Below are 20,943 nucleotides of genomic sequence, written 5' to 3'. Positions count from 1 at the left end.
GGCTCAGCCTGCCATGCGGGCCTTATAGTCCCGTACTGCCTGGTTGAATTTGTCGGCGACTTCTCGCATTTCGTCAACCATTTTGTTGTGTTGAGTGGTGCTGATATTGCACTTCAGGTATTTCTCGGCAGCATCCACATAGGCTTGCACATCGTTTTTGGCCTTGATCATCTGTGGCGTCACCGCAGTTGCCGGATCCGGGATCTCCGGGGCATCCGGGCGCGTGCATGCAAAGCTGAGCTGGCTGAAGCCAAGTGCGGCGATAAAGAAACCGGTATAGACGGATTTCATAGTCATGTTCCTGCAGGTCCTGGTATTACATCTCGTAGTGAATGTCGGAGCTCGCCTTCCAGCCCGGGGGGTGGCGGGTTTTACTCTCTATACCGATAAATTTAGCACATGAGAAAAAGTCTGCTTAAAACCTTTTGGTCAGTGGTTGCCGGCTTTTGTAACTTCGCCTCAGGAGACTACCAGGTCATCAATGGCCTCTAGATAACGAGGGGGTTCGTTGCTAAAGGCTGTTTGTCCTTGCTGGTTGAACACCTTGTAAAGCGCGATGCGGGCGGCTGCCGTATCACCCAGGTCCAGCAGCGCCTGACCTTTGCGCAACAGGGCGATGAAGTTGGTTTCAGAGCCCGGGCAGCACAGCGCTGACTGGGCCGCTTCCAATGCCTGTCTGGGCTTGCCGGCCCGGTGATAACCGTCGGCGAGTGCGGTGAGTACCCAGCTGGCCTGAGGGTATTGTGTCTGGGGTTTAGGCAACACCAGCCAGGCTTGGTAGAATGCGCGCACAGCAGCATTGAAATCGCCCTGGTCGTACAACGAATAACCCTGAGCACAGAGCGCTTTAAGCTTCTTTTCCAGGGCGGTGTCCAATGTTCCGATGATTGCTGTCATATCGGCCATATGTGGATGATGGGTAGGGCCATGATAGCAAAATCTTTTTCTGTGCTGCAGCCGGGCACGTACTGAAATTAGGTATTTTCATAAGGGTAAAGGAATGGCAGTTCTTCCTCTGGAGTGGCAGTGGTTAGCGGCAGTGGCCATGGGCGCCGGCGCAATCGCATGGTTGATCACCTGGTTGTTTTTTCGTCATCGCGTGAGTTTACTGACCCAGCAAACCATGCAGCGTCTGGCCGAGTCTGAGCAAGCGCTGAGTTTGTCGCGGCATGAAATGCTCACGATTGAGCGGCGGTGCGATGAATTCCGGCAGCAGCTCTCCGATTTGCGCAGCGAACTCAATGCCGAGCGGGCATCTGCTCAGCAAAGCCGCGAACAGGCGGCCTCCAAGTCACAGCAGGTCCTGCAACTGGAATCTGAACGCACGCAATGGCAAGCGGACCGTAAACAGTTGTTGGCCACGGTGGAAGAAAATGCCCGGTTGAACACGGCGTTAGAGCAACAGCGTTTGCGCATGACCGAACAGATTGCGTTGCTGACTGACGCAAAAGCGACGTTGGTGCAGGAGTTTGAAAATACCGCCAACCGGATATTTGAAGATAAATCGCAAAAATTCAGTGATCGTAGCAAGGAATCATTGGAACTCACACTCAACCCGCTGAAACAGCAGTTGAGTGATTTCCGCAAGCGTGTGGATGAGGTCTACGGTCAGGAAGCGGCCGAGCGCAACCGGTTGGTAGGGCAAATTACCGAGCTGCAGAAGCAAACACAAAAAATCAGCCAGGATGCAATTAATCTGACCAACGCGCTGAAGGGTGACAACAAGGCGCAGGGCAACTGGGGGGAGGTGGTGCTCGAGCGGCTGTTGGAGGAATCCGGCTTGCAGAAGGGCAGGGAATATGAGACCCAACTGGCGTTTAAGAGCGAGACCGGTAATCGTCGCAACCCGGATGTGGTCATCCGGTTACCTGAACAGAAAGACATTATCATCGATGCCAAGGTCAGTCTTGTGGATTACGAACGCTATTGCAGCACGGACGATGCGGAGGAAAAAAAGCGCCACCTGAAGGCACACCTGCAATCAATGCGCGCGCATATCAGTGGGCTCAGCTTTAAGGATTACGAGAAATTGGAAGGGGTTCGCACCCTGGATTTTATTTTTATATTTATTCCCGTCGAGGCCGCGTTCATGTTGGCATTGCAGGAAGAGCCGGGGTTGTTTCGCGAGGCCTATGACAAACATATCATTCTGGTCAGTCCAACTACCTTGCTGGCGACGCTCAGGACGGTTGAGAATATCTGGCGCTACGAAAAGCAGAACAAGAATGCCGAGCGCATCGCCCAGCAGGCCGGTGGGCTGTACGACCAGTTTTGCCTGTTGCTGGATGCCTTTGATGAGGTGGGTAAAGCCATTGACCGTTCACAAGATGCATTCACTAAGGCGCAGGGGCGGCTTGCCAGTGGTCGTGGGAACCTGATCAAACGGGTAGAGGATATCCGCAAGCTGGGTGCTAAAACCAAAAAGCAGTTGAAGGGCGCGCTGACAGATTCTGCGCTCGGAGCCGCGGACGATATCAAGGCGCTGGAAGATCAGGCCGGGTCTGAACTAACTACGGAAAACGAAGAGGTTGAATCGTGATTTGGGTCATTGTGGGCGCGGGTATCGTGCTTGGTTTAGGGGTTTATGCCGTCTATTTGCTGCTGGCAGTGCGCACACAACAACAACGTCAGCAAGAAAAACTGGCTGAATTTGAAGCCTTGATGACCGATGAACGCGCCAAGCGCATCAGTTCCATACGCATTCTGGCACAGGGTGTGGTGGATGATCAGTTGACGCTCACCGAAGCGGCTATCCGCATTACTGCTCTCATGGATGTGCTCGGGTATGGGTCGCAAGGCCGGCAGCAATTCGCAGGTCTCTATCAGCTGGCGGACGAAACCTTGCACATCCCGCGATTACAGGCGTGGAAAGATCTGGCGGCTAAGGACCGGCGCCGTTACGAAGCGGAGCGTCTGCAGTCGGAAGAAAAGTACCGCGATTTCGTGGTGGCGTCCGCCCGCGAGCTGGTGCAGTTTAATCCCGACGGCTGAGGATGGCGCCGCACTCTAAATGGTCTGTATAGGGGAATTGGTCAAATACCGCAAAGCGGTCAACCTTGTGAGAGTTTGATAACCCCTGCAGGTTGTCGAGTAACGTGTGTGGATTGCAGGAAATATAGATAATCCGTTCGAAGCGTTGGGCCAAGGCCAGCGTATCCGGGTCCAGGCCCGCCCGGGGAGGGTCCACAAACAGGGTTGAAAAGTGATAGCTATCCAGGTCAATGTGGGCCAGGCGGCGGAACGGACGGACTTTGTCCATAGCCTGAGTGAATTCTTCACTCGACATTCTGGCGATGGCAACGTTTTCAATCCGGTTCAGTTCCGCGTTGTGTAATGCTGCTTCAACAGAGGTTTTGGAGATTTCTGTGGCGAGTACCCGATCGAAGTTTTGGGCCAGTGGCAAGGTGAAATTGCCGTTGCCGCAATAGAGCTCTAACAGGTCGCCGGAACAACCTTTGCTGGCGGCCACGGCCCAAGCCAACATTTTTTCGCAGACAGCCCCGTTTGGTTGAGTGAAACCGCCTTCGATTTGCTTGTAATGAAAAGGCTTGCCGTCGACGCTCAGCGTTTCGTTGACGTAATCACGCTCAAGGGTAATTTTTTGCTTTCTTGACCGGCCAATCAGATCCACGCCCAGGCTGGTTCTGAGGACGCGGGCAGCTTGCTCCCATTGTTCGTCGAGGGGCTTGTGGTAGAGCAGGGTGATGAGTGCGTCGCCGCTTAAAGTGGTCAGAAATTCGGCGCTGAACAGCTTTTTACGCAGCGTTTCATTGGCATTGATTTCAGCCAGCAGGCGGGGCATCAGTTGATTGATCCGTTCAGCACCCACGGGGAAGCCGTCGATGATATACGGCTTTTTGTATTCGCCTTTTTCATACATGGCATAGTGAGCCCTGCCGTCTTCCTGCCATATTTTAAATTCTGCCCGCAGACGATAGTGCGATTTGGGGGAGTCAAAAACCTCGATGGCCGGTATGTCCAGTGGCGCGAACGCGCGCTCGATGGTAGCGACTTTGTCGGCCAGTTGATCGTCGTAGTGTTCGGGGGAGACTAGGTGGACTGCCATGCTGTTTTATATACTGCGCTGAACTGATAAATAGTGGGCGCGATTATAGCAGCTCAAGTGGAGGAATGATCCGATGATTGAACGCCTGTCCGTCACCACCCCCGGTCAGGGCTTACACAGTATCACCCGCAATCTCCGGTCTGCGCTGTCTGGCCGCTTGCCAGATCAGGGCCTGTGTACCCTTTACATTCGCCACACGTCCGCCAGCTTGCTTATACAGGAAAACTACGACCCCAGCGCGCAGCGTGATCTGGAGGCCTGGTTAAACCGGTTGGTACCGGAAAACGATCCACTCTATACCCATACCCTCGAGGGGCCGGACGACATGCCGGCGCACATTAAAGCAATGCTGACGGCCGTATCGATCGGGATTCCGATTGTTGATGGGCAGCTGGCGTTGGGCAGTTGGCAGGGGGTTTATTTGTGGGAGCATCGTCACGGCCGCCAGCAGCGTGAAGTGCTGATTCATATAGGTGGCTAAGTCGACTGCAAGGGAGTGATCAGAGGCAGTTTTCTGGCCGGGGCAGGCCGGCAATGCGGGCCGCGATCTTGGCAGGGCTGCCCGGAAATAAACGCATGAGGTAAATGCTGTTGCCTTTTTCAGGGCCCAGTTCCTGTGCCACGTATTTCACCAGTGGGCGCATTGCGGGAGATAATTCAAATTCAGCATAGAATTTCCGCAGGCAATGGATGATTTCCCAGTGGGCGGCGGATAGCTCGATGCTTTCAGAGGTGGCAAGTTGTTGTGCCACGGCCTCATCCCAATCCGACAGATTGCGCAAAAAACCGTCTTTATCCAGTGCGGCGGGTTGCATCAGTACCAGCTCACAACACTTTGGTGAGTTTCAGTGAGCGCCACAAAAACGTCGTCGGTGACCGCCTCACAGGCCGTTTTAATCAGTGCCGGATCGAAAGCGTCAAGCTCCTCCTGGCGGGCGTAAACATTGACACCCGCGGGCAGTGGTAAGGCGTCTGACAGCAGTGCCTGCCCCAGCAGTAAAACGCTGTCGCCCGTTGCGCACGCATCGAGGCAGTTTTGAGCGCAGGCCTCTGGCAGGGGGCGGCTGAGAAGGTGTAACCGGCTCATGTCAGAATACCAATACTTGCAGGGCGGATTGAATCAACGCCTGGAGCCCGTCTTTGTCCAGGGCTCTGGCGTCCGGTAACGTACTTTCTGCTACAGGGTGTTTGCTGTTATCCACGTAAATCTCGTCTACTCCGTACATGGGTAGCGCGGCCAATTGCTTGTTCACGGGTGCCAGACCAAATTGTTCCGGCTGGTTGTGCTTGTGTAACTGGTAGACCCCGTTACCCCAGAACACCAGTTGAATGGGCTGATCAAAGGCCGCGGTGGCGAGCAACACGTCCAGCCCTTCTTTAGCCTGGCGGCCGTCAAACGGGGAGTGGGTAAAAATAAACAGCCAGGGTTTCTGCATGGTGTTAACCAAAGGTGATCAGCCGGTCGTTTTCTACACCGGCCTCGACCAGCTGGCCCAGCCCACTCAATGTGAAGCCTTCGGCCAGATTATGTTCGCTCAGCTCGTAGCGCTCGGCCTCGCGTTGATCCACAATGCCGCGCCGGAGTGCGGCGGCAATGCAGACGACGAGTTCGCAGCCGGTTGTGGTGGCGAGCGCCTGCCACTGGCGGTATGTCTGCACTTCGCCCTGCGGCGGTTGTTGCAACCGATTGGCAGTCAGCACGCCTTCGCCGTAGAAAAACACGCGGGTCAGGCTGTGTCCACGGCGGTGCAGTGCTTGTGCAAAAGCCAGCGCAGCGCGTTGACCCGGGCCGAATGGTGATGCGTTGATGAGCAGAGCGTATTTCATAGTTGCAGTGTAAATAAAAAAAGCCCCGTCAGGGGCTTTTTATCATCAACGGCGGGGGTTAGTCATCACCGCCGAAGCTCATGATCAGGCTCAGCAAGCTCATGAAAATATTGTACAGCGCCACGAACAGGGTCACGGTGGCGGAGATGTAGTTGGTTTCGCCACCATGAATGATTACGCTGGTGTACCAGGCAATAACACCGGAAGACAGTAGCAGGAACATGGCAGAAACAGCCAGGTGCATGCCGGAGATATTCAGGAACACATTGGCGATACCGGCCACAAACGCTACCAGTAAGCCCACCATCAGGAAGCCGCCCATGAAGGACAGGTCTTTACGGGTGGTCAGTACATAGCCGGACAGACCGAAGAAAATCAGCGCGGTGCCGCCCAGTGCCATCAGCACAGGTTGAATGCCCGCGGTAGCGGATACCATGCCCACGATGGGGCCCGCGGTAAAGCCCAGCCAGCCGGTCAATGCGAAGACCCAAACGAGACCCATCGCGCTGTTCTTGTTTTTCTCGGTCAACCAGAGAAAGGCAATATAGGGCAGCAACATCCACAAGCCCAGGTAGGGCACGCTCAGTGCGATTGCCACAACGGCCATCAATGCGCTGAAAGCAAAGGTCATACCCAGCAACATGTAGGTGTTGCGCAGGACTTTGCTGACTTCTGCACTCTGGGCTTCTGCCGTCGCAGTTTGGTTGTAAAGCTCTTGCATGGTCATCTCCGTGAAAGGCAAGTTGATGAGCACAATCTTACAAAGGCCGCAGGCGTTTGCAAGGTATTTAGCGAGTAAATTGGGGCTAAGCGGCTGAATTTCAAGCCAAAAGCATCAATGGGGTGGTTGGTAATACGAGGGGGGGGAAGTGGCGGAAGGGGTGGGATTTGAACCCACGGATGCTCGCACATCGCCGGTTTTCAAGACCGGTGCATTCGACCACTCTGCCACCCTTCCGTAGCAGGCGCAGATTATACAGGCCGCCGGCCAGTTGGCAAGCGGTAAGTATTTATTTTTTATGAAAAAAATCCCTTTACTCGCAGACTGATCAATCGTCGCGCTGTATGGCTGAAAAAAGCGCAGCGCGGTGCCTTGAATCCGCTGGCTGGCTCATCCGTCGGCCCATACCGGGTTATGAATGTAGTGTTTGAGCAAACAAAAAAAGACCGGCTCAAGGCCGGTCTTTTCAGCAAGTCAGGTGTTTTAAGCCTGGCGTTTGTTACGCGGATCGTTGGCCGGGCGGCTCAAGTCGCGTGGTGTGCGTTCAACTGCAGCAGGCAGCGCCGTGTTGAGCGGTCGGGCACCGGATTTGGGGCGTGTCTCGGTGGTGATCTGCACGCTGCTTACCGGTTTTGGGTTAGCGCGCGGATCATTAGTTGCACGGCTATAACTTGCAGGTTGCGCTTCCGGGGTTGCTTCAACAGTCTCTGCTGCGTCAACCTCGTCCTGTTGGACGACAGTGTTGTCATCTGCAGATTCCACCCTGGCGTCACCGTCGGTTTGCTCGGCGGATTGCTGAGTGTCCGGTTCGGTAGCAGCGGCGGTTTGCGTTGCCTGCGGCTGTGTTTCGATCACTTCTTTTGCTTCAGCTTCCCCGGTAAGAGGGGCCTTGGCGGCAGGTTCGGTCTCTGCTGCGTCGATCGCGGCGACCGGCTCTGCTGGCGTAGTCTGCACTACTTCCGCTTCAGGTGATACTTCGCGGGTTGCCGGTTCAGGCTTGCGTTCTTCTGTTGATGCGGTTTCAGATTTCGGCTCTGCCGTGTCGTTGCTTTCGCCGTTGTCAGGTTTTTCCTGTTTAGGCGTTCGACGATTGCGGCGGCGATTTTCCTGTGGCTCGCTATTCTCCTGCGTTTCTCTTACAGGCGACTCGGTGCTGGCGGTAGACTCCGACGAAATTTCATCATCGGATTGCTGCTCAAATTGCTCCACCTGATCCGAGCGGCGGCCACGACGGCGCTCCTGATTGCGTCCACGACGGGAGCTGGGGCGACGCTGCGGCTTGTCTTCCGAGTTGCCGTTGTTGTCGTCAGCTTCGTTTTCGTTGGCAGCGACCGATTGTTCCTGGTTGTTGCTCTCCTGATTGTTGCTCTCTGCGTTGTCATTGTCGTTGTTACGACGGCGACGACGACGACGGCGACCGCGCTGTTCATCCTGATTGCCGTCGCTATCGTCGTTGCGATTGTTGCGTGGCTTGTCGGACTTGGCGTCGGTTTTATTGTCGTTTTTGTTTTCGGTCTCTTGGTCGCCTTTGTTACGACCGCGACGGCGATTGTTGGTGTTGCGGCCACGGCCCTGGCGACGACGGTCGTTATCCCGGGCTTTGGTCTTTTTGGGTTTTGGCTTGGGTGTAAACAGGGCGATGATGGCCGCAATCCACTGGGCAATCAGGCCGGGTTTAGGCGCCGGGGCCGGTGCTGGTTGAGACGGCGCAACCAATTGTACCGCTGCTTGTGGCAGGGGCTTGGCCGGTTGCATGTCGTTATCGGTTTCGGTTTTTTCCGCCGGGGTATGGATCTTGTAACTGGTCTCGAACGTGCCTTCGTCGTCATCGCGCAGACGCTGGACTTCGAAGTGCGGTGTTTGCAACTCCGATTTCGGCACAACAGTTACGCGAATGTTGTTGCGCGCTTCGATTTTGCTGATGGTTTTGCGTTTTTCGTTCAGCAAGTAGGTGGCAACATTGACCGGAACAATGGCGCGGATTTCTGCGCTGCGCTCTTTTTGCGCTTCTTCTTCCACCAGGCGCAAAATTGACAGCGCCAGTGATTTGGTGGAGCGGATCGTGCCTTGGCCAGAGCAGCGCGGGCATACCTTGGACATTGTTTCTTCCAGGGATGGGCGCAGGCGCTGGCGGGACATTTCCAGCAGGCCAAATTTTGAAATGCGGCCCACCTGGACACGGGCGCGATCCATTTCCAGTGCTTCGCGAATGCGGTTTTCCACCTCGCGCTGGTTCTTGGCATTTTGCATATCGATAAAGTCGATAACAGCCAGACCACCGATATCGCGCAACCTTAATTGACGGGCGATTTCCGTCGCTGCTTCCAGGTTGGTTTGCAGCGCGGTTTCCTCGATGTCGCCGCCTTTGGTGGCGCGCGAGGAGTTGATGTCGATAGAAACCAGGGCTTCTGTGGGGTCAATCACAATGGAGCCGCCCGAAGGCAGTTTCACTTCGCGCTCAAACGCGGTTTCGATCTGGCTTTCAACCTGATAGCGGTTGAACAACGGAATGTCGTCTTCATACAGCTTGATTTTGCTGTGATAGTTGGGCATTACCTGGTTGATGAAAGTGCTGACCAGGTCATAGGCTTCGCGTGTATCCACGATAACTTCGCCCACGTCCTGACGCAGGTAGTCGCGAATGGCGCGGATGATGACATTACTTTCCTGGAACAGGAAGGCGGGTGCCTTATTGCCGGATGCAGCGTCTGACAGGTTGCCCCACAGTTGAACCAGCCAGTCCAGGTCCCACTGCAATTCTTCGGAGCTACGGCCGATGCCCGCCGTGCGGACGATGATGCCCATGCCCTGGGGCACGTTCAGACCATTGATCGCATCGCGCAGTTCAGCGCGTTCTTCGCCTTCAATGCGGCGCGAGATGCCACCGGCGCGCGGGTTGTTTGGCATCAATACCAGATAGCGGCCGGCCAGACTAATAAAGGTAGTGAGTGCGGCGCCTTTGTTGCCGCGTTCTTCCTTGTCGACCTGGACAATGACTTCCTGGCCTTCTTTCAGCAGATCTTTGATCTTTGCGCGGCCGTCGAGCTCTTTGGGTGATTTGCCAAAGTATTCACGGGATATTTCCTTCAGGGGTAAAAAACCGTGACGTTCAGCACCATAGTCCACAAATGCCGCTTCGAGGCTGGGCTCGATCCGGGTAATTTTTCCTTTGTAGATATTGGCTTTTTTCTGTTCGCGATTGCGGTTTTCGATGTCGAGATCGTACAGCCATTGGCCGTCTACGAGCGCGACGCGCAACTCTTCGGGTTGAGTTGCGTTGATGAGCATTCTTTTCATGCTGTGCCTAATTTACAGGGCGCAGCGAGCAGTTTTGCTGTGTCTGGCTGTGTTTATGTTGCGCAGCGAATGGCTGTCGCAAAGAGTGCAACAGTCAGATGCAGGCCTGCCCATCGCGCCTTGTGCGATGTGATGCATGCCTGATTGTCTGTCGCGGCTCTCTTCAAAACTCATTTCCTGTACCGAGTTAACCCGGCAGGTCTTTTATTGGTCTGCTTTTTGGCAGACATGGTTTGTCAGTTCGGTTGCTGACGCTGCGGCACAGGGGGCTTTCATCACGGGGCAGCAACTGGCTGCGGCATGCTGAGTGAGCGATCATCCCTGGCGGCAGAGAGTGAGTTCTAAACATTCAGTCCAGTACAAAGCGCGTCTGTTCGCGCGCGTTGTCACTGTGGAGTTGGTTGCCGGCTAATTGCTCTGGCAAATCTTCTCCGTTTATTGGGTAACATCGGCTTGCCGAGCGTCCGTGCCGGCTGCCCATTCGGGGTCAGGCGCGCAGGGATGGCGGCGGCTTGCCGGCTGGTTGGCGGTATTTCCTCAAGGCTTGCCTAACTCGCAATGCCCGGAAACCAGCCCATCCAGCGGGCTGAACTATAGCAAGCTTCCCTAAGCCCTTCAATTAGAAAGAAAAACAAGCTGCGAGCGGGTAGAATGGCGGCCTCAGATGGGGTTAGGGGCATGATGCAGGATTTTCACCAGGTACAATTTTTTACCGTTGAGCCGGATTTTGCCGGGCAGCGGGTGGATAACTTCCTGCTGGCAAGGCTTAAAGGGCTGCCAAAGTCCCGTTTATACCGCCTTTTACGTAAAGGAGAGGTAAGGGTCAATAAAGGCAGGGTCAAGCCGGAATATAAGTTGGCAGCGGGCGACCTGGTCCGGGTGCCGCCCATCCGGTTGGCGCAAGCCGGTGATCAGGTGCCCATTGGCTCGGCGTTAGCGGATAAGCTGGAGCAGGCCATTCTTTATGAAGATGAGTGGCTGATGGCGGTCAACAAGCCGCCCGGGCTGGCGGTGCATGGCGGTAGCGGAGTGCAGCTCGGCTTGATTGAAGGTTTGCGTCAGATGCGACCGGATTGCCGATTTCTCGAACTCGTGCATCGGCTTGACCGGGAGACCAGCGGCGTCATTCTGGTGGCCAAAAAACGCACTGCGCTCAAGCATTTGCAGGCGCAATTCCGGGAAAAATCAGAGAACCTGTCGCTCAAAGGTGTGCTGAAGACCTACCTTGCGCTGGTGGATGGCCAATGGCCGTTGGAAAAAAGCCGCATTGATGCGCCACTGCTGCGCACCGAGTTGCCCAATGGTGATCGTCTGGTCAAAGTGTCGGATGAGGGCAAGCCAAGTCGGACAGAGTTCTCTGTCGTTCAGGTGTTGCGTGGCGCTACGCTGGTTCAGGCCAGGCCCGTGACCGGCCGAACCCATCAGATAAGGGTGCATGCCCGAATCGCCGGCTGCCCCCTGCTGGGGGACGAGAAGTATGGCATCGATTCCGTCAACAGCCGGCTGAAGCCGCTCGGGCTCAAACGTTTGTGTCTGCACGCGGCAGAGCTGGTATTCAAGCATCCGGAAAGTGATAGTGTTCAAACGTTGATCGCGCCCTTGCCAGTGGATATGCAACAGCTTGTGGAGGCCCTGTGCTGCTGATATTTGATTGGGACGGCACCTTGAGCGACTCGACCGGGAAAATCGTGCGCTGCATCCAGACGGCGGCGAATAAGCTCGGCATTGAAGCGCCAGGTGATGAGGCGGCGAAGGATATCATCGGGTTGGCGCTACCGGTCGCCATGGCCCGCTTGTTTCCCGGTTTGAGTGACGCTGATACGCGCCGGCTGACCGAGCAGTATTCCCGCGATTTTCTCGACGATCAGGAACAGTTGTCGCCTTTTTATCCTGGCGTGGAGCAGGTGCTGGATCAGCTCAAGCGCCAGGGCTATCGGCTGGCGGTGGCAACCGGTAAAAGCCGCCGTGGTTTGGATCGCGTGCTGGCGGCGCATGGCTGGCAGGACTATTTTGATGCCACGCGCTGTGCCGATGAAACGGCTTCCAAGCCTGAACCGCTGATGTTGCAGGAGTTGTTGGCGTATTTTGGCGAAGGCCCCAGGTCGGCATTGATGGTAGGGGATACCGAGTACGATATGGCGATGGCCCGCGCAATCGGCATGCATCGGGCTGCGGTGAGCTACGGCGCCCATCATATCGACAGGCTAAGACCCTATGAGCCAGTGTTGTGTATGGATCGGTTTGTCGAGCTCAGGGATTGGCTGACAGCGGATCAACACCCTCGGCCCTGAGCAATGCGCACAGAGCAATGAGCGGTAAGCCCACCAGTGCCGTGGGGTCTGAGCCCTGGTGTCGTACAAACAAGGCGGTGCCCAGCCCCTCGCATTTAAAGGACCCGGCGCAATCCAGTGGGCTTTCGGCGTCAATATAGTAGGCAATCTGCTCGTCGCTCAGAGGCAGGAATTCCACGCGGTATTCCACCACTTGGCAGGCAAAGCGTTGTTGGTGGGCGTTGTACAGGCAAAGTCCGGTGTGGAAGGTGACCGATTTACCGCGGCAAAACTGCAATTGTTCACGAGCGGTGGCGGCATCGCCCGGCTTACCCAGTAGCCGGCCCTCGCATTCTGCCACCTGATCGGAGCCGATAATCAATGCGTAGGGGTAGTGCTTGGCGGTGGCGTGGGCTTTTGTCCTGGCCAACCGGCCGGCCAGGGCGGTGGCTGTTTCCCCGGGTTCCGGTGTTTCGTCAATGTCGGGGCTGTGGCAATCGAAGGCCAGTTGCAGGCGGGCCAGCAATTCCCTGCGATAGGGTGAGCTGGAGGCCAGAATCAGGGGCGGGTTGGTACTGTTGGGCATGGAGTTTTAATGGGTCTGGAAAAGGGCTCTATAATAGGCGCTGTTGAGGGACTGTGCACACGGGTTGGGTGTGGATGGCAGTATTTGCCCGGCCAATGAGCCTGAACAGCCCTTAAACCCCCGATTTTACTGAAAAAAACCGTTTTTTCCCTTTGACAGCTATAGGCCATATCCCTAGAATTGCGCGCTTATGTCAGATGCCCCCTCAAAACAGAGCCTGCCAAGGCTGGTTGATCCGCGAAAATTCGCGCAGAAGGGGGTTAGTCTGTCTGGTTATGTACTGCTGACTGACATGCCCCGCCTGGCGGAGGCAGTAGAAGGTGGTGCGAAGGAAATTGAGGTGCACCTCGATTTTGGCCGGGATCAGCAGGGCGCGAAAACCCTGGTGGGCGAGGCCAGAGCAGAGGTGTCTGTGATGTGTCAGCGCTGCTTGCAGCCAACGCAGTACGAATTGATTGCCCCCATCGCGCTTGCCGTGGTGTGGAATGAAGATCAGGCAAAAAATCTGCCCAAAAGTCTGGATCCCTGGATTCTTGATGAGGGTGTTGCGGATCTTTATCAGGCAATTGAAGAGGAGCTGTTATTGGCCTTGCCAATGGTGGCCTATCACGAAGAGAAGTGTATCGATGCATCAATGCTGCAAGCTGGCGAAGTTGAGCCGGAGCAGAGCGAAGATACATCAAACAACCCGTTTAAAGTGCTGGAGCAACTTAAGGGCTCGCCGAAATAACGAGGCGCCCCGGCTTCAGTCCATTTGGTAAGTAGGAGCTATCATGGCTGTACAGCAAAACAAAAAGTCTCGTTCCCGTCGCGATATGCGTCGTTCCCACGATGCGCTGACAGGCCCAACCCTGTCCATCGACCCAACCAGCGGTGAAAAGCATCGTCGTCATCACGTGACTGCCGATGGTTTCTACCGTGGTAAGAAAGTGATCGACACTGGCAGCGACGAATAAATTTTCGCGCTTGACCAAGCTACGAATTGCCGTAGACGCTATGGGCGGGGACTTAGGTCCCCGCGCTGTTTTTCGTGCCTGTGAAATCTCTTTGGCACAGCATCCTCAGCTTTTTTTCACAATTTTTTTCACTCCAGACGCCTTGCCGCTGTTGCCTGATCAGTTGCGTTCCCATGTGCGTGTGCAGCTGGTATCTGATTGTGCGTCGATTGATTCTGACCTGAAGCCCACAGATATACTGCGTCATAAAAGCGCCAGCCTTTGGCGGGCAGTTGAATCCGTTTCGCTTGGTCAGGCTGATGCGTGTGTGAGCGGTGGCAATACCGGTGCCTTAATGGTGGCGGGTAAACGATTGCTGGGTATGCTGCCCGGCATCGAACGACCGGCCATTTGTCAGCGTTGGCCCACGCGCAAGGGACATACCCTGGTATTGGATCTGGGTGCCAATGTGGATGTGTCACCGGCCCAGCTGTGTCAGTTTGCCCGCATGGCCAGTGTATTGTCGCCTGCCGAGGCGCCGTCAGTGGCTCTGTTGAATATCGGGCTCGAGTCAAATAAAGGCGGTGAATCCATTCGCGCCGCCGCAGCGGCCTTGTCCGCAGAGCCGCAGATACACTTTCAGGGCTTTATTGAGGCCAACCAATTGCTCGACGGCAATGTGGATGTGGTGGTGACTGACGGCTTTACCGGCAATATTGCGCTCAAGGCCAGCGAGGGTGCCGCGTTGTTTCTGATTGAGCAGTTAAAGGCCGCTTTTTCCGGCAGTTGGTACGGCAAATTAGTTGGCCAGTTAGCCAAACCTGTTTTACTAAAATGGCGAACACGGTTTGATCCCGCCCGCTATAATGGCGCCAGTTTTTTGGGACTGTCTGGTCAGCTGATAAAGAGCCATGGTGGTGCGGATGCGGCGGCGTTTGCCAATGCCCTGTCGGTGGCTATCGCGCAGGCCGAGAGTGGATTCAGTACCGCATTGGCGCAGCATTTTTCAAACCCCGATTCCCCTAATCCGGTTGCAGATCCCCTCGCTGACCAGATTAAATAAAGAAGAGAATATACCTATGGCTAACCCGCATCTCGCATTTGTATTTCCCGGTCAGGGCTCCCAGAAAATCGGCATGCTGGCCGATCTGGCGGAGCAAAACCCCGTTATCGAGCAAACCTTTGCCCAGGCATCGGGTGTGCTCGGCTATGACTTGTGGGACCTTGTACAAAATGGCAGCCAGGAAGATATCAACCTCACTGAGCGGACCCAGCCTTTATTGCTCACTGCCAGTGTTGCCCTTTGGCGTCTGTGGCAGGAAAAACAGGGTGCAGCACCCAGCCTGTTAGCGGGACACAGCCTGGGTGAGTGGTCTGCGTTGGTGTGTGCCGGCGTGGTGGCGTTTGAAGATGCCGTTAAATTGGTACAGCAGCGTGGCGCGTTTATGCAGGCCGCGGTGCCGGCCGGGGAAGGCGCCATGGCGGCAATCATTGGTTTGGACGATGCAGCCATTGTCGCTGCCTGTGAGCAGGCGTCCGCACAAGGCGTGGTGTCAGCGGTGAATTTTAACTCGCCCGGTCAGGTGGTGATCGCGGGTCAGGCGCCGGCAGTAGAAGCAGCGATGGCGCTGTGTAAGGATGCGGGCGCCAAGCGCGCGCTGCCTTTGCCGGTGAGTGCGCCATTCCACACCAGTTTAATGCGACCGGCAGCCGATAAGCTGGCCGCTCAGATTGAAGCCACAACCTTCACCGCGCCACAGATACCCGTTGTGCACAATGTCCACGCAAAAACTGAAGCGGACCCGGCCAAAATCAAGGCCTTGATGATTGAGCAGATTTACAGCCCGGTAGGGTGGGTTGCCTGTGTCGAGGCGTTGGCTGCCGCTGGCGTGACACAGCTCGTGGAGTGCGGGCCTGGTGCCGTGTTGGCTGGTCTGGCCAAGCGCATTGATAAAAGTTTATCGGCGACGACAACGGGCTCTGTCGCCGAATTTGAAAAAGCATTGGCGGCCGAAGTTTAATGCTGCCCAGAGAGGATACTGCTATGGAAAACAAAATTGCATTGGTAACTGGTGCCAGTCGGGGTATTGGTGCCGCAATTGCTGATCAGCTGGGTGCAAACGGCGCTACAGTTATCGGTACGGCCACCAGTGAAAAAGGCGCTGCCGCCATTTCTGCCCGCCTTGCGGAAAAGGGCCTGAAAGGCGAGGGGATGGTGTTGAATGTCACCGATGCCGACTCCGTTGCTGCGCTGTTGGCAGCCGTGGGCGAAAAGTATGGCGCACCCCAGGTGCTGGTTAATAATGCAGGTATCACCAAAGATAACCTGTTGATGCGCATGGGCGACGACGAGTGGTTTGATGTGATCAATACCAATCTGAGTGCAATCTATCGCCTGAGTAAAGGTTGTTTGCGCGGTATGATGAAAGCGCGCTGGGGGCGCATCATCAATATCAGCTCGGTCGTGGGTGCGATGGGCAACGCGGGTCAATCCAATTATGCGGCCACCAAAGCGGGTGTGGGTGGTTTTGCCCGTGCCTTGGCGAAGGAAGTGGGGTCGCGCAATATCACGGTCAACACGGTAGCGCCTGGTTTTATTGATACAGATATGACCAAAGAGCTGTCCGACAGTCAGAAAGAAATGATGCTGGCCAATATTCCGCTGGCACGCCTGGGCCAGCCAGAGGAAATTGCTTCTGTAGTGGCCTTTTTGGCCAGTGATGCCGCCGCGTATATCACTGGCGAAACGATTCATGTAAACGGTGGAATGTACATGGCGTAAGCTATGTAAGCTATTGTTTTTATTGAGTTAATTGGTGTTTGAGTATTTTTTTGGCCGGTTTGCGTTACAACGGTTCAAAAATAGATGTAAAATGCCGACCCGTGTTGGCCGTAGCACCAGAACATTTGTCCGATGTCAGATGTACGACAGCGGTTTAACCGATTTTACCAACTAGGAGTTGAATACGATTATGAGCAGCATTGAAGAGCGCGTAAAAAAGATTGTTGCCGAGCAGCTGGGTGTAAAAGAAGAAGAAGTTAAAAACGACGCTTCTTTCGTTGAAGATCTGGGCGCAGATTCTCTGGATACCGTAGAGCTGGTTATGGCTCTGGAAGAGGAATTCGAAACTGAAATTCCTGATGAAGAAGCAGAGAAAATCACCACTGTTCAACTGGCGATCGATTACATCAACGAGCACCTCGCGTAATCAACGTTAAGAACTTCTGGTTCGCAAAAGCCGTTACTATTTCGCGATAGTACGGCTTTTGTTTTATGGATTGTCATAACGGCGGCGCTGCCGTCTGATTGGAGACTTCATTGTGTCGCGTAGACGAGTAGTAGTGACGGGCATGGGTATGGTGTCACCGGTAGGTAACACGGTATCTGAAACCTGGTCTGCCATCCTGGCAGGCAAAAGTGGCGTTGCACCCATTACCACCTTTGACACCGCCGCCTTCAGCACGCACTTCAGTGCGTCGGTAAAAAATTTTGATGTTGAGCCCTATTTGCCCGTGAAAGACGCGCGCAAAATGGACCCATTTATTCAGTACGGTATGGTCGCCGGTATTCAGGCCTGGGCAGATGCCGGCATTGAGGTGACGGATGAAAATGCTGAGCGCATCGGCGCGGTTATCGGCTCCGGCATTGGCGGCATTGGTTCTATTGCCGATGGCGCATTGACCATCCAGGAAAAGGGCCCGCGGCGTATATCTCCGTTTTTTGTACCTGGCGCTATCATCAACATGATTGCGGGTAACCTGAGTATCAAATACGGTTTTAAAGGTCCCAATCTGGCGGTAGTCACCGCTTGTACCACCGGTACTCATGCGATTGGTCTGGCCGCCCGCTCCATTCAATACGGTGAAGCCGATGTTATGCTGGCCGGTGGCGCCGAAATGGCCACCACGCCGGTTGGTTTGGGTGGTTTTGCCGCCGCGCGGGCGCTGTCTACCCGCAATGATGACCCAGTGCGCGCAAGCCGGCCATGGGATCGCGATCGCGATGGTTTTGTGCTCGGCGACGGTGCCGGTGTGTTGGTGCTGGAAGAGTACGAGCACGCGAAGGCACGGGGCGCCAAGATCTATGCAGAGCTGATCGGTTTTGGTATGAGCGGTGATGCTTACCATATGACCTCGCCACCCGAGAACGGCGCGGGTGCTGCCATGTCTATGCGCAATGCGCTCAAAGACGCCGGCCTCAACGCCGATGCGATTCAATACATCAATGCGCACGGTACGTCGACACCGGCCGGTGATATCGCCGAGTGTATGGCGGTGAAGTCGGTGATGGGCGCCGCGCAGGACAAGGTGGCCGTTAGTTCCACTAAATCCATGATTGGTCACTTGCTGGGTGCAGCCGGTGCCGTTGAGGCGATCTTCAGTGTTCTGGCGATCCGCGATCAGGTGGCGCCACCCACAATCAACCTCGATAATCCCAGCGATGGTTGTGACATAAATCTTGTGCCGCACACCGCACAGGAAATGCCCATCGAGGTCAGCCTGTCCAATTCCTTTGGTTTCGGTGGCACCAACGGCACGCTGGTATTTAAGCGCGTTTAGCAATTGCGCGGCGGGCATGCCCGCCGCGCTGTTTTCCCGCTGTGGTTGCCATATTCGGAATTGCCTGCATTCTGGGCAGGCCTTGTCTCTTAATACACCTTGTTATAGCGTGTCTGACATACTTTGTTCATCGCTAAACACCTGTCAACTTCATCTGGAGGCCGGCATTGCAGCAATTTACGCTCATTAATGGCGCGCCAGCCTCTGCTGTGTCTGTTCTTGATCGGGGCTTGCTGTACGGCCAGGGGTTGTTTGAAACCGTCCGTGTCGTTAAGGGGTACGCGCCGCTGTGGTCCTTGCACCTGGCGCGGTTGGTTAAAGGTATGCAGGCATTGGGACTGCACAGTGGCCACGACGCTGGGTTAGCTCAAGTCCAGATCGAAACGGAGTTTCTGCAACTGTTGAACCGGCCGCCTTTTTGTTCAGTGGACGCGACGGTACGCATTACCGTGACCGGTGGAGAAGGGCCAAGAGGTTACCGGCCCCCTGCGGAGATTGCGCCTACCCGTATTATCCAATGGTTTGCACGGCACTTTGTCAGACCTGACAATGTGATCGTTGCGCTGTGTAATACCCGTCTGATGCCCACAATGTTCGGTGGCTTGAAGCACTGTAATCGGCTTGAACAAATTGCCGCCGCAGCGGAGTTGGGTGCCGATGTGTTTGAGGGGTTGGTGGCCGATAGTCAGGGCAATCTGGTAGAAGCCACCAGTGCCAATCTGGTGTGTGTGATCAATGATCAACTGGTCACACCGCCGGTAGAATCCTGTGGCGTTGCAGGGGTTATGCGTGAGTGGTTGTTGGCAAATGTCCCGGCTCTCACTATTGCCCCGGTTAGCGTTGGTGCGCTCGAGACAATGCAGGCAGCGGCACTGGTCAACAGTAACTATGGTGTGCTGCCAATCCACAGTGTTAATCTGCGTGGCCGGGCGGTGGCTTTCGGACAGCACGATTTAATGCAGGCGTTGGTGCAGCACGCAAGCGGTGTATTCGACGCAAAGGAGCAAAGCTAAGTGATTAAGCGATGGCTGGCATCGTTAGTGGTGGTGGGTTTTGTCCTCGTTATGGCAGGACATTTTTACCTGCAGTGGTGGATCACTCAGCCACTCGGTCTGAAACAGGAGGCCACTATCCAGGTGCCCGCCGGACAATCCCTTATCGCATTGGCCAACCGACTGGAAGCGCAGGGTGTTCTGGAGGCGAAGCTCTGGTTGATCTATGCACGCCTGAACGGCCGCACTGCGATCAAGGCGGGAGAATATGAAATTGAGCCGGCGCTGTCCCGATTGGCGTTACTGGAAAAGCTGATTGCCGGCGATGTAGTGCAATACCGTGCACAGATTCTCGAGGGATGGACCTATGCGCAAACGCTCGATTATTTGCAAAGCCTGGATTATCTGCAGATAAAATTATCGGGGCTCAGCTGGCAGGCACAGCGACAGCTGCTCGGGATGGAGTGGGCGGCACATCCGGAAGGTTGGTTTTTTCCGGATACTTATCACTACCAGCGCGGTGATTCGGATGTGAATATTCTGGTACAGGCTCACAACAAACAGGCGACCCTGTTGGACCAGTTATGGGAAGACCGCGCGCCGGATCTGCCTTATCAGTCGCCCTATGAGGCATTGATTATGGCGTCGATTGTGGAAAAAGAAACCGCCATTGATGCAGAGCGCGAAGAAATTGCCGGCGTTTTTGTCCGGCGGCTGAAAAAAAATATGCGGCTGCAGACAGACCCCACCGTTATCTATGGGATGGGAAGCCGCTATCAGGGTAATTTACGCAAAAAAGATTTGCAGACCGCGACACCCTACAACACCTATGTTATTAAAGGGCTGCCGCCAACACCTATCGCGCTGGCCGGCGCCCGATCACTTTACGCGGCGTTGCATCCAGATGCAGGCAGCAGTTTGTATTTTGTCGCTAAAGGTGATGGTTATCACCAGTTTTCCGATACGCTTGAAGAACATAATCGCGCAGTAAAAAACTACCAGTTAAAGCGCAAGGCCGACTACCGTTCGGTTCCAAAAAATCCGTAAAGGAGTTTCAGTGAAGTCCGGTTTATTTGTTACTGTTGAAGGCACCGAAGGCGTGGGTAAAACCACCAATATGGCGTTTGTTCAACAATACCTTGAAGCACGGGGTATAAACGTATTGCGAACCCGTGAACCCGGTGGCACCCCGTTGGCCGAAAATATTCGCGAATTATTGTTGGCCCAGCGCGATGAAACGGTGGATAGCACTGCCGAACTCCTGTTGGTATTTGCCGCCCGTGCGCAGCATTTCAATCAGGTCATTTGCCCGGCGTTAGCCGAAGGGAACTGGGTACTTTGCGATCGGTTTACCGATGCAACTTATGCGTATCAAGGTGCAGGCAGAGGGCTGGATGTGTCGTTGATTGCCCAGCTAGAGCAGGTTGTGCAAGGACCGCTACGGCCCGATTGCACTTTGTTGCTGGATATCGATGTGTCTGCAGGGCTTGCGCGCGCCGGTCGACGGGGCGCTCTGGATCGGTTTGAAACGGAAGCGCAGGCGTTTTTTGAGCGTGTCAGGCAATGTTATCTGTCGCGGGCACAGGCGGAACCTCATCGCTTTCGGGTGGTGGATGCAGGTCAGTCGCTCGAGCAGGTTCAGGCCGAGCTGGCTGCTGTGCTCGATCAATTACTGGCCCGTTGAATCAC

The 20,943-nt window shown here is 55.2% G+C and carries 25 protein-coding genes and 1 tRNA gene; 15 read left to right on the top strand and 11 right to left on the bottom strand.

The features are described from left to right. Window positions 1–3 precede the first annotated feature (3 nt). Window positions 4–291 carry a hypothetical protein gene (locus tag M5M_RS03725; RefSeq protein WP_015046133.1) on the bottom strand — a complete coding sequence of 96 codons (288 nt, stop codon included), beginning with the start codon at window positions 289–291 and terminating at the stop codon, window positions 4–6. A gap of 168 nt (window positions 292–459) precedes the next feature. After that, a complete protein-coding gene (locus M5M_RS03720; RefSeq protein ID WP_162141152.1) occupies window positions 460–897 on the bottom strand; it encodes a tetratricopeptide repeat protein in 438 nt (145 codons plus the stop codon). 103 nt (window positions 898–1,000) lie between these two features. Here M5M_RS03720 and M5M_RS03715 point away from each other — a divergent pair, with 103 nt between their 5' ends. Continuing rightward, window positions 1,001–2,539: a DNA recombination protein RmuC gene (locus M5M_RS03715; RefSeq protein WP_015046131.1), complete on the top strand. Its 1,539-nt coding sequence runs from the start codon at window positions 1,001–1,003 to the stop codon at window positions 2,537–2,539. Further along, window positions 2,536–2,991 (top strand): DUF2489 domain-containing protein, encoded by a 456-nt coding sequence (locus tag M5M_RS03710; RefSeq protein WP_015046130.1) that lies wholly within the window; start codon window positions 2,536–2,538, stop codon window positions 2,989–2,991. The genes M5M_RS03715 and M5M_RS03710 overlap by 4 nt, the downstream gene beginning before the upstream one ends. Here the strand turns inward: M5M_RS03710 and trmA are convergent. Then, entirely contained in the window at window positions 2,975–4,066 is a 1,092-nt protein-coding gene (gene trmA, locus M5M_RS03705; RefSeq protein WP_015046129.1) for a tRNA (uridine(54)-C5)-methyltransferase TrmA, read from the bottom strand. The genes M5M_RS03710 and trmA overlap by 17 nt on opposite strands. Window positions 4,067–4,139: 73 nt before the next feature. Between trmA and M5M_RS03700 the strand changes: the two genes are divergently transcribed. Beyond that, window positions 4,140–4,547 carry a secondary thiamine-phosphate synthase enzyme YjbQ gene (locus M5M_RS03700; protein ID WP_015046128.1) on the top strand — a complete coding sequence of 136 codons (408 nt, stop codon included), beginning with the start codon at window positions 4,140–4,142 and terminating at the stop codon, window positions 4,545–4,547. A 19-nt stretch (window positions 4,548–4,566) separates the two neighbouring features. On the opposite strand, the gene M5M_RS03695 is transcribed toward M5M_RS03700, so the two are convergent. From M5M_RS03695 to M5M_RS03665, 7 genes are all read right to left on the bottom strand, one after another. After that, window positions 4,567–4,881 carry a TusE/DsrC/DsvC family sulfur relay protein gene (locus tag M5M_RS03695; RefSeq protein WP_015046127.1) on the bottom strand — a complete coding sequence of 105 codons (315 nt, stop codon included), beginning with the start codon at window positions 4,879–4,881 and terminating at the stop codon, window positions 4,567–4,569. Beyond that, a complete protein-coding gene (locus tag M5M_RS03690) occupies window positions 4,881–5,153 on the bottom strand; it encodes a hypothetical protein (protein WP_015046126.1) in 273 nt (90 codons plus the stop codon). Before M5M_RS03690 ends, M5M_RS03695 begins: the two co-directional genes overlap by 1 nt. Before the next feature lies 1 nt (window position 5,154). Then, window positions 5,155–5,502 (bottom strand): DsrE family protein, encoded by a 348-nt coding sequence (locus tag M5M_RS03685; RefSeq protein WP_016389209.1) that lies wholly within the window; start codon window positions 5,500–5,502, stop codon window positions 5,155–5,157. A gap of 4 nt (window positions 5,503–5,506) precedes the next feature. Beyond that, window positions 5,507–5,893, bottom strand: a complete 387-nt coding sequence (tusD, locus tag M5M_RS03680; protein WP_015046124.1) for a sulfurtransferase complex subunit TusD — start codon at window positions 5,891–5,893, stop codon at window positions 5,507–5,509. A 58-nt stretch (window positions 5,894–5,951) separates the two neighbouring features. Beyond that, the gene (locus M5M_RS03675) at window positions 5,952–6,614 is read right to left on the bottom strand and encodes a Bax inhibitor-1/YccA family protein (protein ID WP_015046123.1); all 663 of its coding nucleotides are present in this window, start codon (window positions 6,612–6,614) and stop codon (window positions 5,952–5,954) included. A gap of 149 nt (window positions 6,615–6,763) precedes the next feature. Next, window positions 6,764–6,851 (bottom strand) — tRNA-Ser (locus tag M5M_RS03670). Window positions 6,852–7,097: 246 nt separating this feature from the next. After that, window positions 7,098–9,911: an Rne/Rng family ribonuclease gene (locus tag M5M_RS03665; RefSeq protein ID WP_024330234.1), complete on the bottom strand. Its 2,814-nt coding sequence runs from the start codon at window positions 9,909–9,911 to the stop codon at window positions 7,098–7,100. A gap of 678 nt (window positions 9,912–10,589) precedes the next feature. On the opposite strand from M5M_RS03665, the gene rluC reads away from it, so the two are divergent. Further along, window positions 10,590–11,555: a 23S rRNA pseudouridine(955/2504/2580) synthase RluC gene (gene rluC, locus M5M_RS03660; protein WP_015046120.1), complete on the top strand. Its 966-nt coding sequence runs from the start codon at window positions 10,590–10,592 to the stop codon at window positions 11,553–11,555. Continuing rightward, on the top strand, window positions 11,546–12,202 hold the full coding sequence (locus tag M5M_RS03655) for an HAD-IA family hydrolase (protein ID WP_015046119.1): 657 nt from the start codon (window positions 11,546–11,548) through the stop codon (window positions 12,200–12,202). The genes rluC and M5M_RS03655 overlap by 10 nt, the downstream gene beginning before the upstream one ends. On the opposite strand, the gene M5M_RS03650 is transcribed toward M5M_RS03655, so the two are convergent. Then, window positions 12,162–12,767, bottom strand: coding sequence for a Maf family protein (locus tag M5M_RS03650; RefSeq protein ID WP_015046118.1), 606 nt, complete (start codon window positions 12,765–12,767; stop codon window positions 12,162–12,164). The two genes, M5M_RS03655 and M5M_RS03650, sit on opposite strands and share 41 nt — an antisense overlap. Window positions 12,768–13,059: 292 nt before the next feature. Here M5M_RS03650 and M5M_RS03645 point away from each other — a divergent pair, with 292 nt between their 5' ends. From M5M_RS03645 to tmk, 10 genes are all read left to right on the top strand, one after another. Beyond that, window positions 13,060–13,497: a YceD family protein gene (locus M5M_RS03645; RefSeq protein ID WP_244431057.1), complete on the top strand. Its 438-nt coding sequence runs from the start codon at window positions 13,060–13,062 to the stop codon at window positions 13,495–13,497. Between the two features lie 43 nt (window positions 13,498–13,540). After that, window positions 13,541–13,723, top strand: coding sequence for a 50S ribosomal protein L32 (gene rpmF, locus M5M_RS03640; RefSeq protein ID WP_015046116.1), 183 nt, complete (start codon window positions 13,541–13,543; stop codon window positions 13,721–13,723). A 10-nt stretch (window positions 13,724–13,733) separates the two neighbouring features. Continuing rightward, a complete protein-coding gene (gene plsX / locus M5M_RS03635; RefSeq protein ID WP_144062379.1) occupies window positions 13,734–14,765 on the top strand; it encodes a phosphate acyltransferase PlsX in 1,032 nt (343 codons plus the stop codon). A 16-nt stretch (window positions 14,766–14,781) separates the two neighbouring features. Continuing rightward, the gene (gene fabD / locus M5M_RS03630) at window positions 14,782–15,723 is read left to right on the top strand and encodes an ACP S-malonyltransferase (RefSeq protein ID WP_015046114.1); all 942 of its coding nucleotides are present in this window, start codon (window positions 14,782–14,784) and stop codon (window positions 15,721–15,723) included. A 23-nt stretch (window positions 15,724–15,746) separates the two neighbouring features. Next, entirely contained in the window at window positions 15,747–16,484 is a 738-nt protein-coding gene (gene fabG / locus M5M_RS03625) for a 3-oxoacyl-ACP reductase FabG (RefSeq protein WP_015046113.1), read from the top strand. Between the two features lie 190 nt (window positions 16,485–16,674). Further along, window positions 16,675–16,911, top strand: a complete 237-nt coding sequence (acpP, locus tag M5M_RS03620) for an acyl carrier protein (RefSeq protein ID WP_015046112.1) — start codon at window positions 16,675–16,677, stop codon at window positions 16,909–16,911. 112 nt (window positions 16,912–17,023) lie between these two features. Next, window positions 17,024–18,262, top strand: coding sequence for a beta-ketoacyl-ACP synthase II (gene fabF / locus M5M_RS03615; RefSeq protein ID WP_015046111.1), 1,239 nt, complete (start codon window positions 17,024–17,026; stop codon window positions 18,260–18,262). Between the two features lie 167 nt (window positions 18,263–18,429). Then, the gene (locus tag M5M_RS03610; protein WP_015046110.1) at window positions 18,430–19,275 is read left to right on the top strand and encodes an aminotransferase class IV; all 846 of its coding nucleotides are present in this window, start codon (window positions 18,430–18,432) and stop codon (window positions 19,273–19,275) included. Then, on the top strand, window positions 19,276–20,301 hold the full coding sequence (gene mltG / locus M5M_RS03605) for an endolytic transglycosylase MltG (protein ID WP_015046109.1): 1,026 nt from the start codon (window positions 19,276–19,278) through the stop codon (window positions 20,299–20,301). A 10-nt stretch (window positions 20,302–20,311) separates the two neighbouring features. Further along, window positions 20,312–20,938 (top strand): dTMP kinase, encoded by a 627-nt coding sequence (tmk, locus tag M5M_RS03600; RefSeq protein WP_015046108.1) that lies wholly within the window; start codon window positions 20,312–20,314, stop codon window positions 20,936–20,938. Window positions 20,939–20,943 lie beyond the last annotated feature (5 nt).

Source organism: Simiduia agarivorans SA1 = DSM 21679 (genome assembly GCF_000305785.2).
GTDB lineage: Bacteria > Pseudomonadota > Gammaproteobacteria > Pseudomonadales > Cellvibrionaceae > Simiduia > Simiduia agarivorans.
Note: the sequence above shows the minus strand (reverse complement) of the source record. Positions and strands in the feature narration are given on the sequence as shown.

Excerpts from the sequence above, each read along its gene's own strand:
- fabG (WP_015046113.1), top strand. The coding sequence starts at position 15,747 with ATGGAAAACAAAATTGCATTGGTAACTGGTGCCAGTCGGGGTATTGGT.
- M5M_RS03685 (WP_016389209.1), bottom strand. The coding sequence starts at position 5,502 with ATGCAGAAACCCTGGCTGTTTATTTTTACCCACTCCCCGTTTGACGGC.
- fabD (WP_015046114.1), top strand. The coding sequence starts at position 14,782 with ATGGCTAACCCGCATCTCGCATTTGTATTTCCCGGTCAGGGCTCCCAG.
- M5M_RS03675 (WP_015046123.1), bottom strand. The coding sequence starts at position 6,614 with ATGCAAGAGCTTTACAACCAAACTGCGACGGCAGAAGCCCAGAGTGCA.
- M5M_RS03690 (WP_015046126.1), bottom strand. The coding sequence starts at position 5,153 with ATGAGCCGGTTACACCTTCTCAGCCGCCCCCTGCCAGAGGCCTGCGCT.
- rluC (WP_015046120.1), top strand. The coding sequence starts at position 10,590 with ATGATGCAGGATTTTCACCAGGTACAATTTTTTACCGTTGAGCCGGAT.
- M5M_RS03715 (WP_015046131.1), top strand. The coding sequence starts at position 1,001 with ATGGCAGTTCTTCCTCTGGAGTGGCAGTGGTTAGCGGCAGTGGCCATG.
- M5M_RS03720 (WP_162141152.1), bottom strand. The coding sequence starts at position 897 with ATGACAGCAATCATCGGAACATTGGACACCGCCCTGGAAAAGAAGCTT.
- M5M_RS03725 (WP_015046133.1), bottom strand. The coding sequence starts at position 291 with ATGAAATCCGTCTATACCGGTTTCTTTATCGCCGCACTTGGCTTCAGC.
- trmA (WP_015046129.1), bottom strand. The coding sequence starts at position 4,066 with ATGGCAGTCCACCTAGTCTCCCCCGAACACTACGACGATCAACTGGCC.
- M5M_RS03650 (WP_015046118.1), bottom strand. The coding sequence starts at position 12,767 with ATGCCCAACAGTACCAACCCGCCCCTGATTCTGGCCTCCAGCTCACCC.
- tusD (WP_015046124.1), bottom strand. The coding sequence starts at position 5,893 with ATGAAATACGCTCTGCTCATCAACGCATCACCATTCGGCCCGGGTCAA.
- rpmF (WP_015046116.1), top strand. The coding sequence starts at position 13,541 with ATGGCTGTACAGCAAAACAAAAAGTCTCGTTCCCGTCGCGATATGCGT.
- M5M_RS03700 (WP_015046128.1), top strand. The coding sequence starts at position 4,140 with ATGATTGAACGCCTGTCCGTCACCACCCCCGGTCAGGGCTTACACAGT.
- M5M_RS03695 (WP_015046127.1), bottom strand. The coding sequence starts at position 4,881 with ATGCAACCCGCCGCACTGGATAAAGACGGTTTTTTGCGCAATCTGTCG.
- acpP (WP_015046112.1), top strand. The coding sequence starts at position 16,675 with ATGAGCAGCATTGAAGAGCGCGTAAAAAAGATTGTTGCCGAGCAGCTG.
- M5M_RS03665 (WP_024330234.1), bottom strand. The coding sequence starts at position 9,911 with ATGAAAAGAATGCTCATCAACGCAACTCAACCCGAAGAGTTGCGCGTC.
- M5M_RS03645 (WP_244431057.1), top strand. The coding sequence starts at position 13,060 with ATGCCCCGCCTGGCGGAGGCAGTAGAAGGTGGTGCGAAGGAAATTGAG.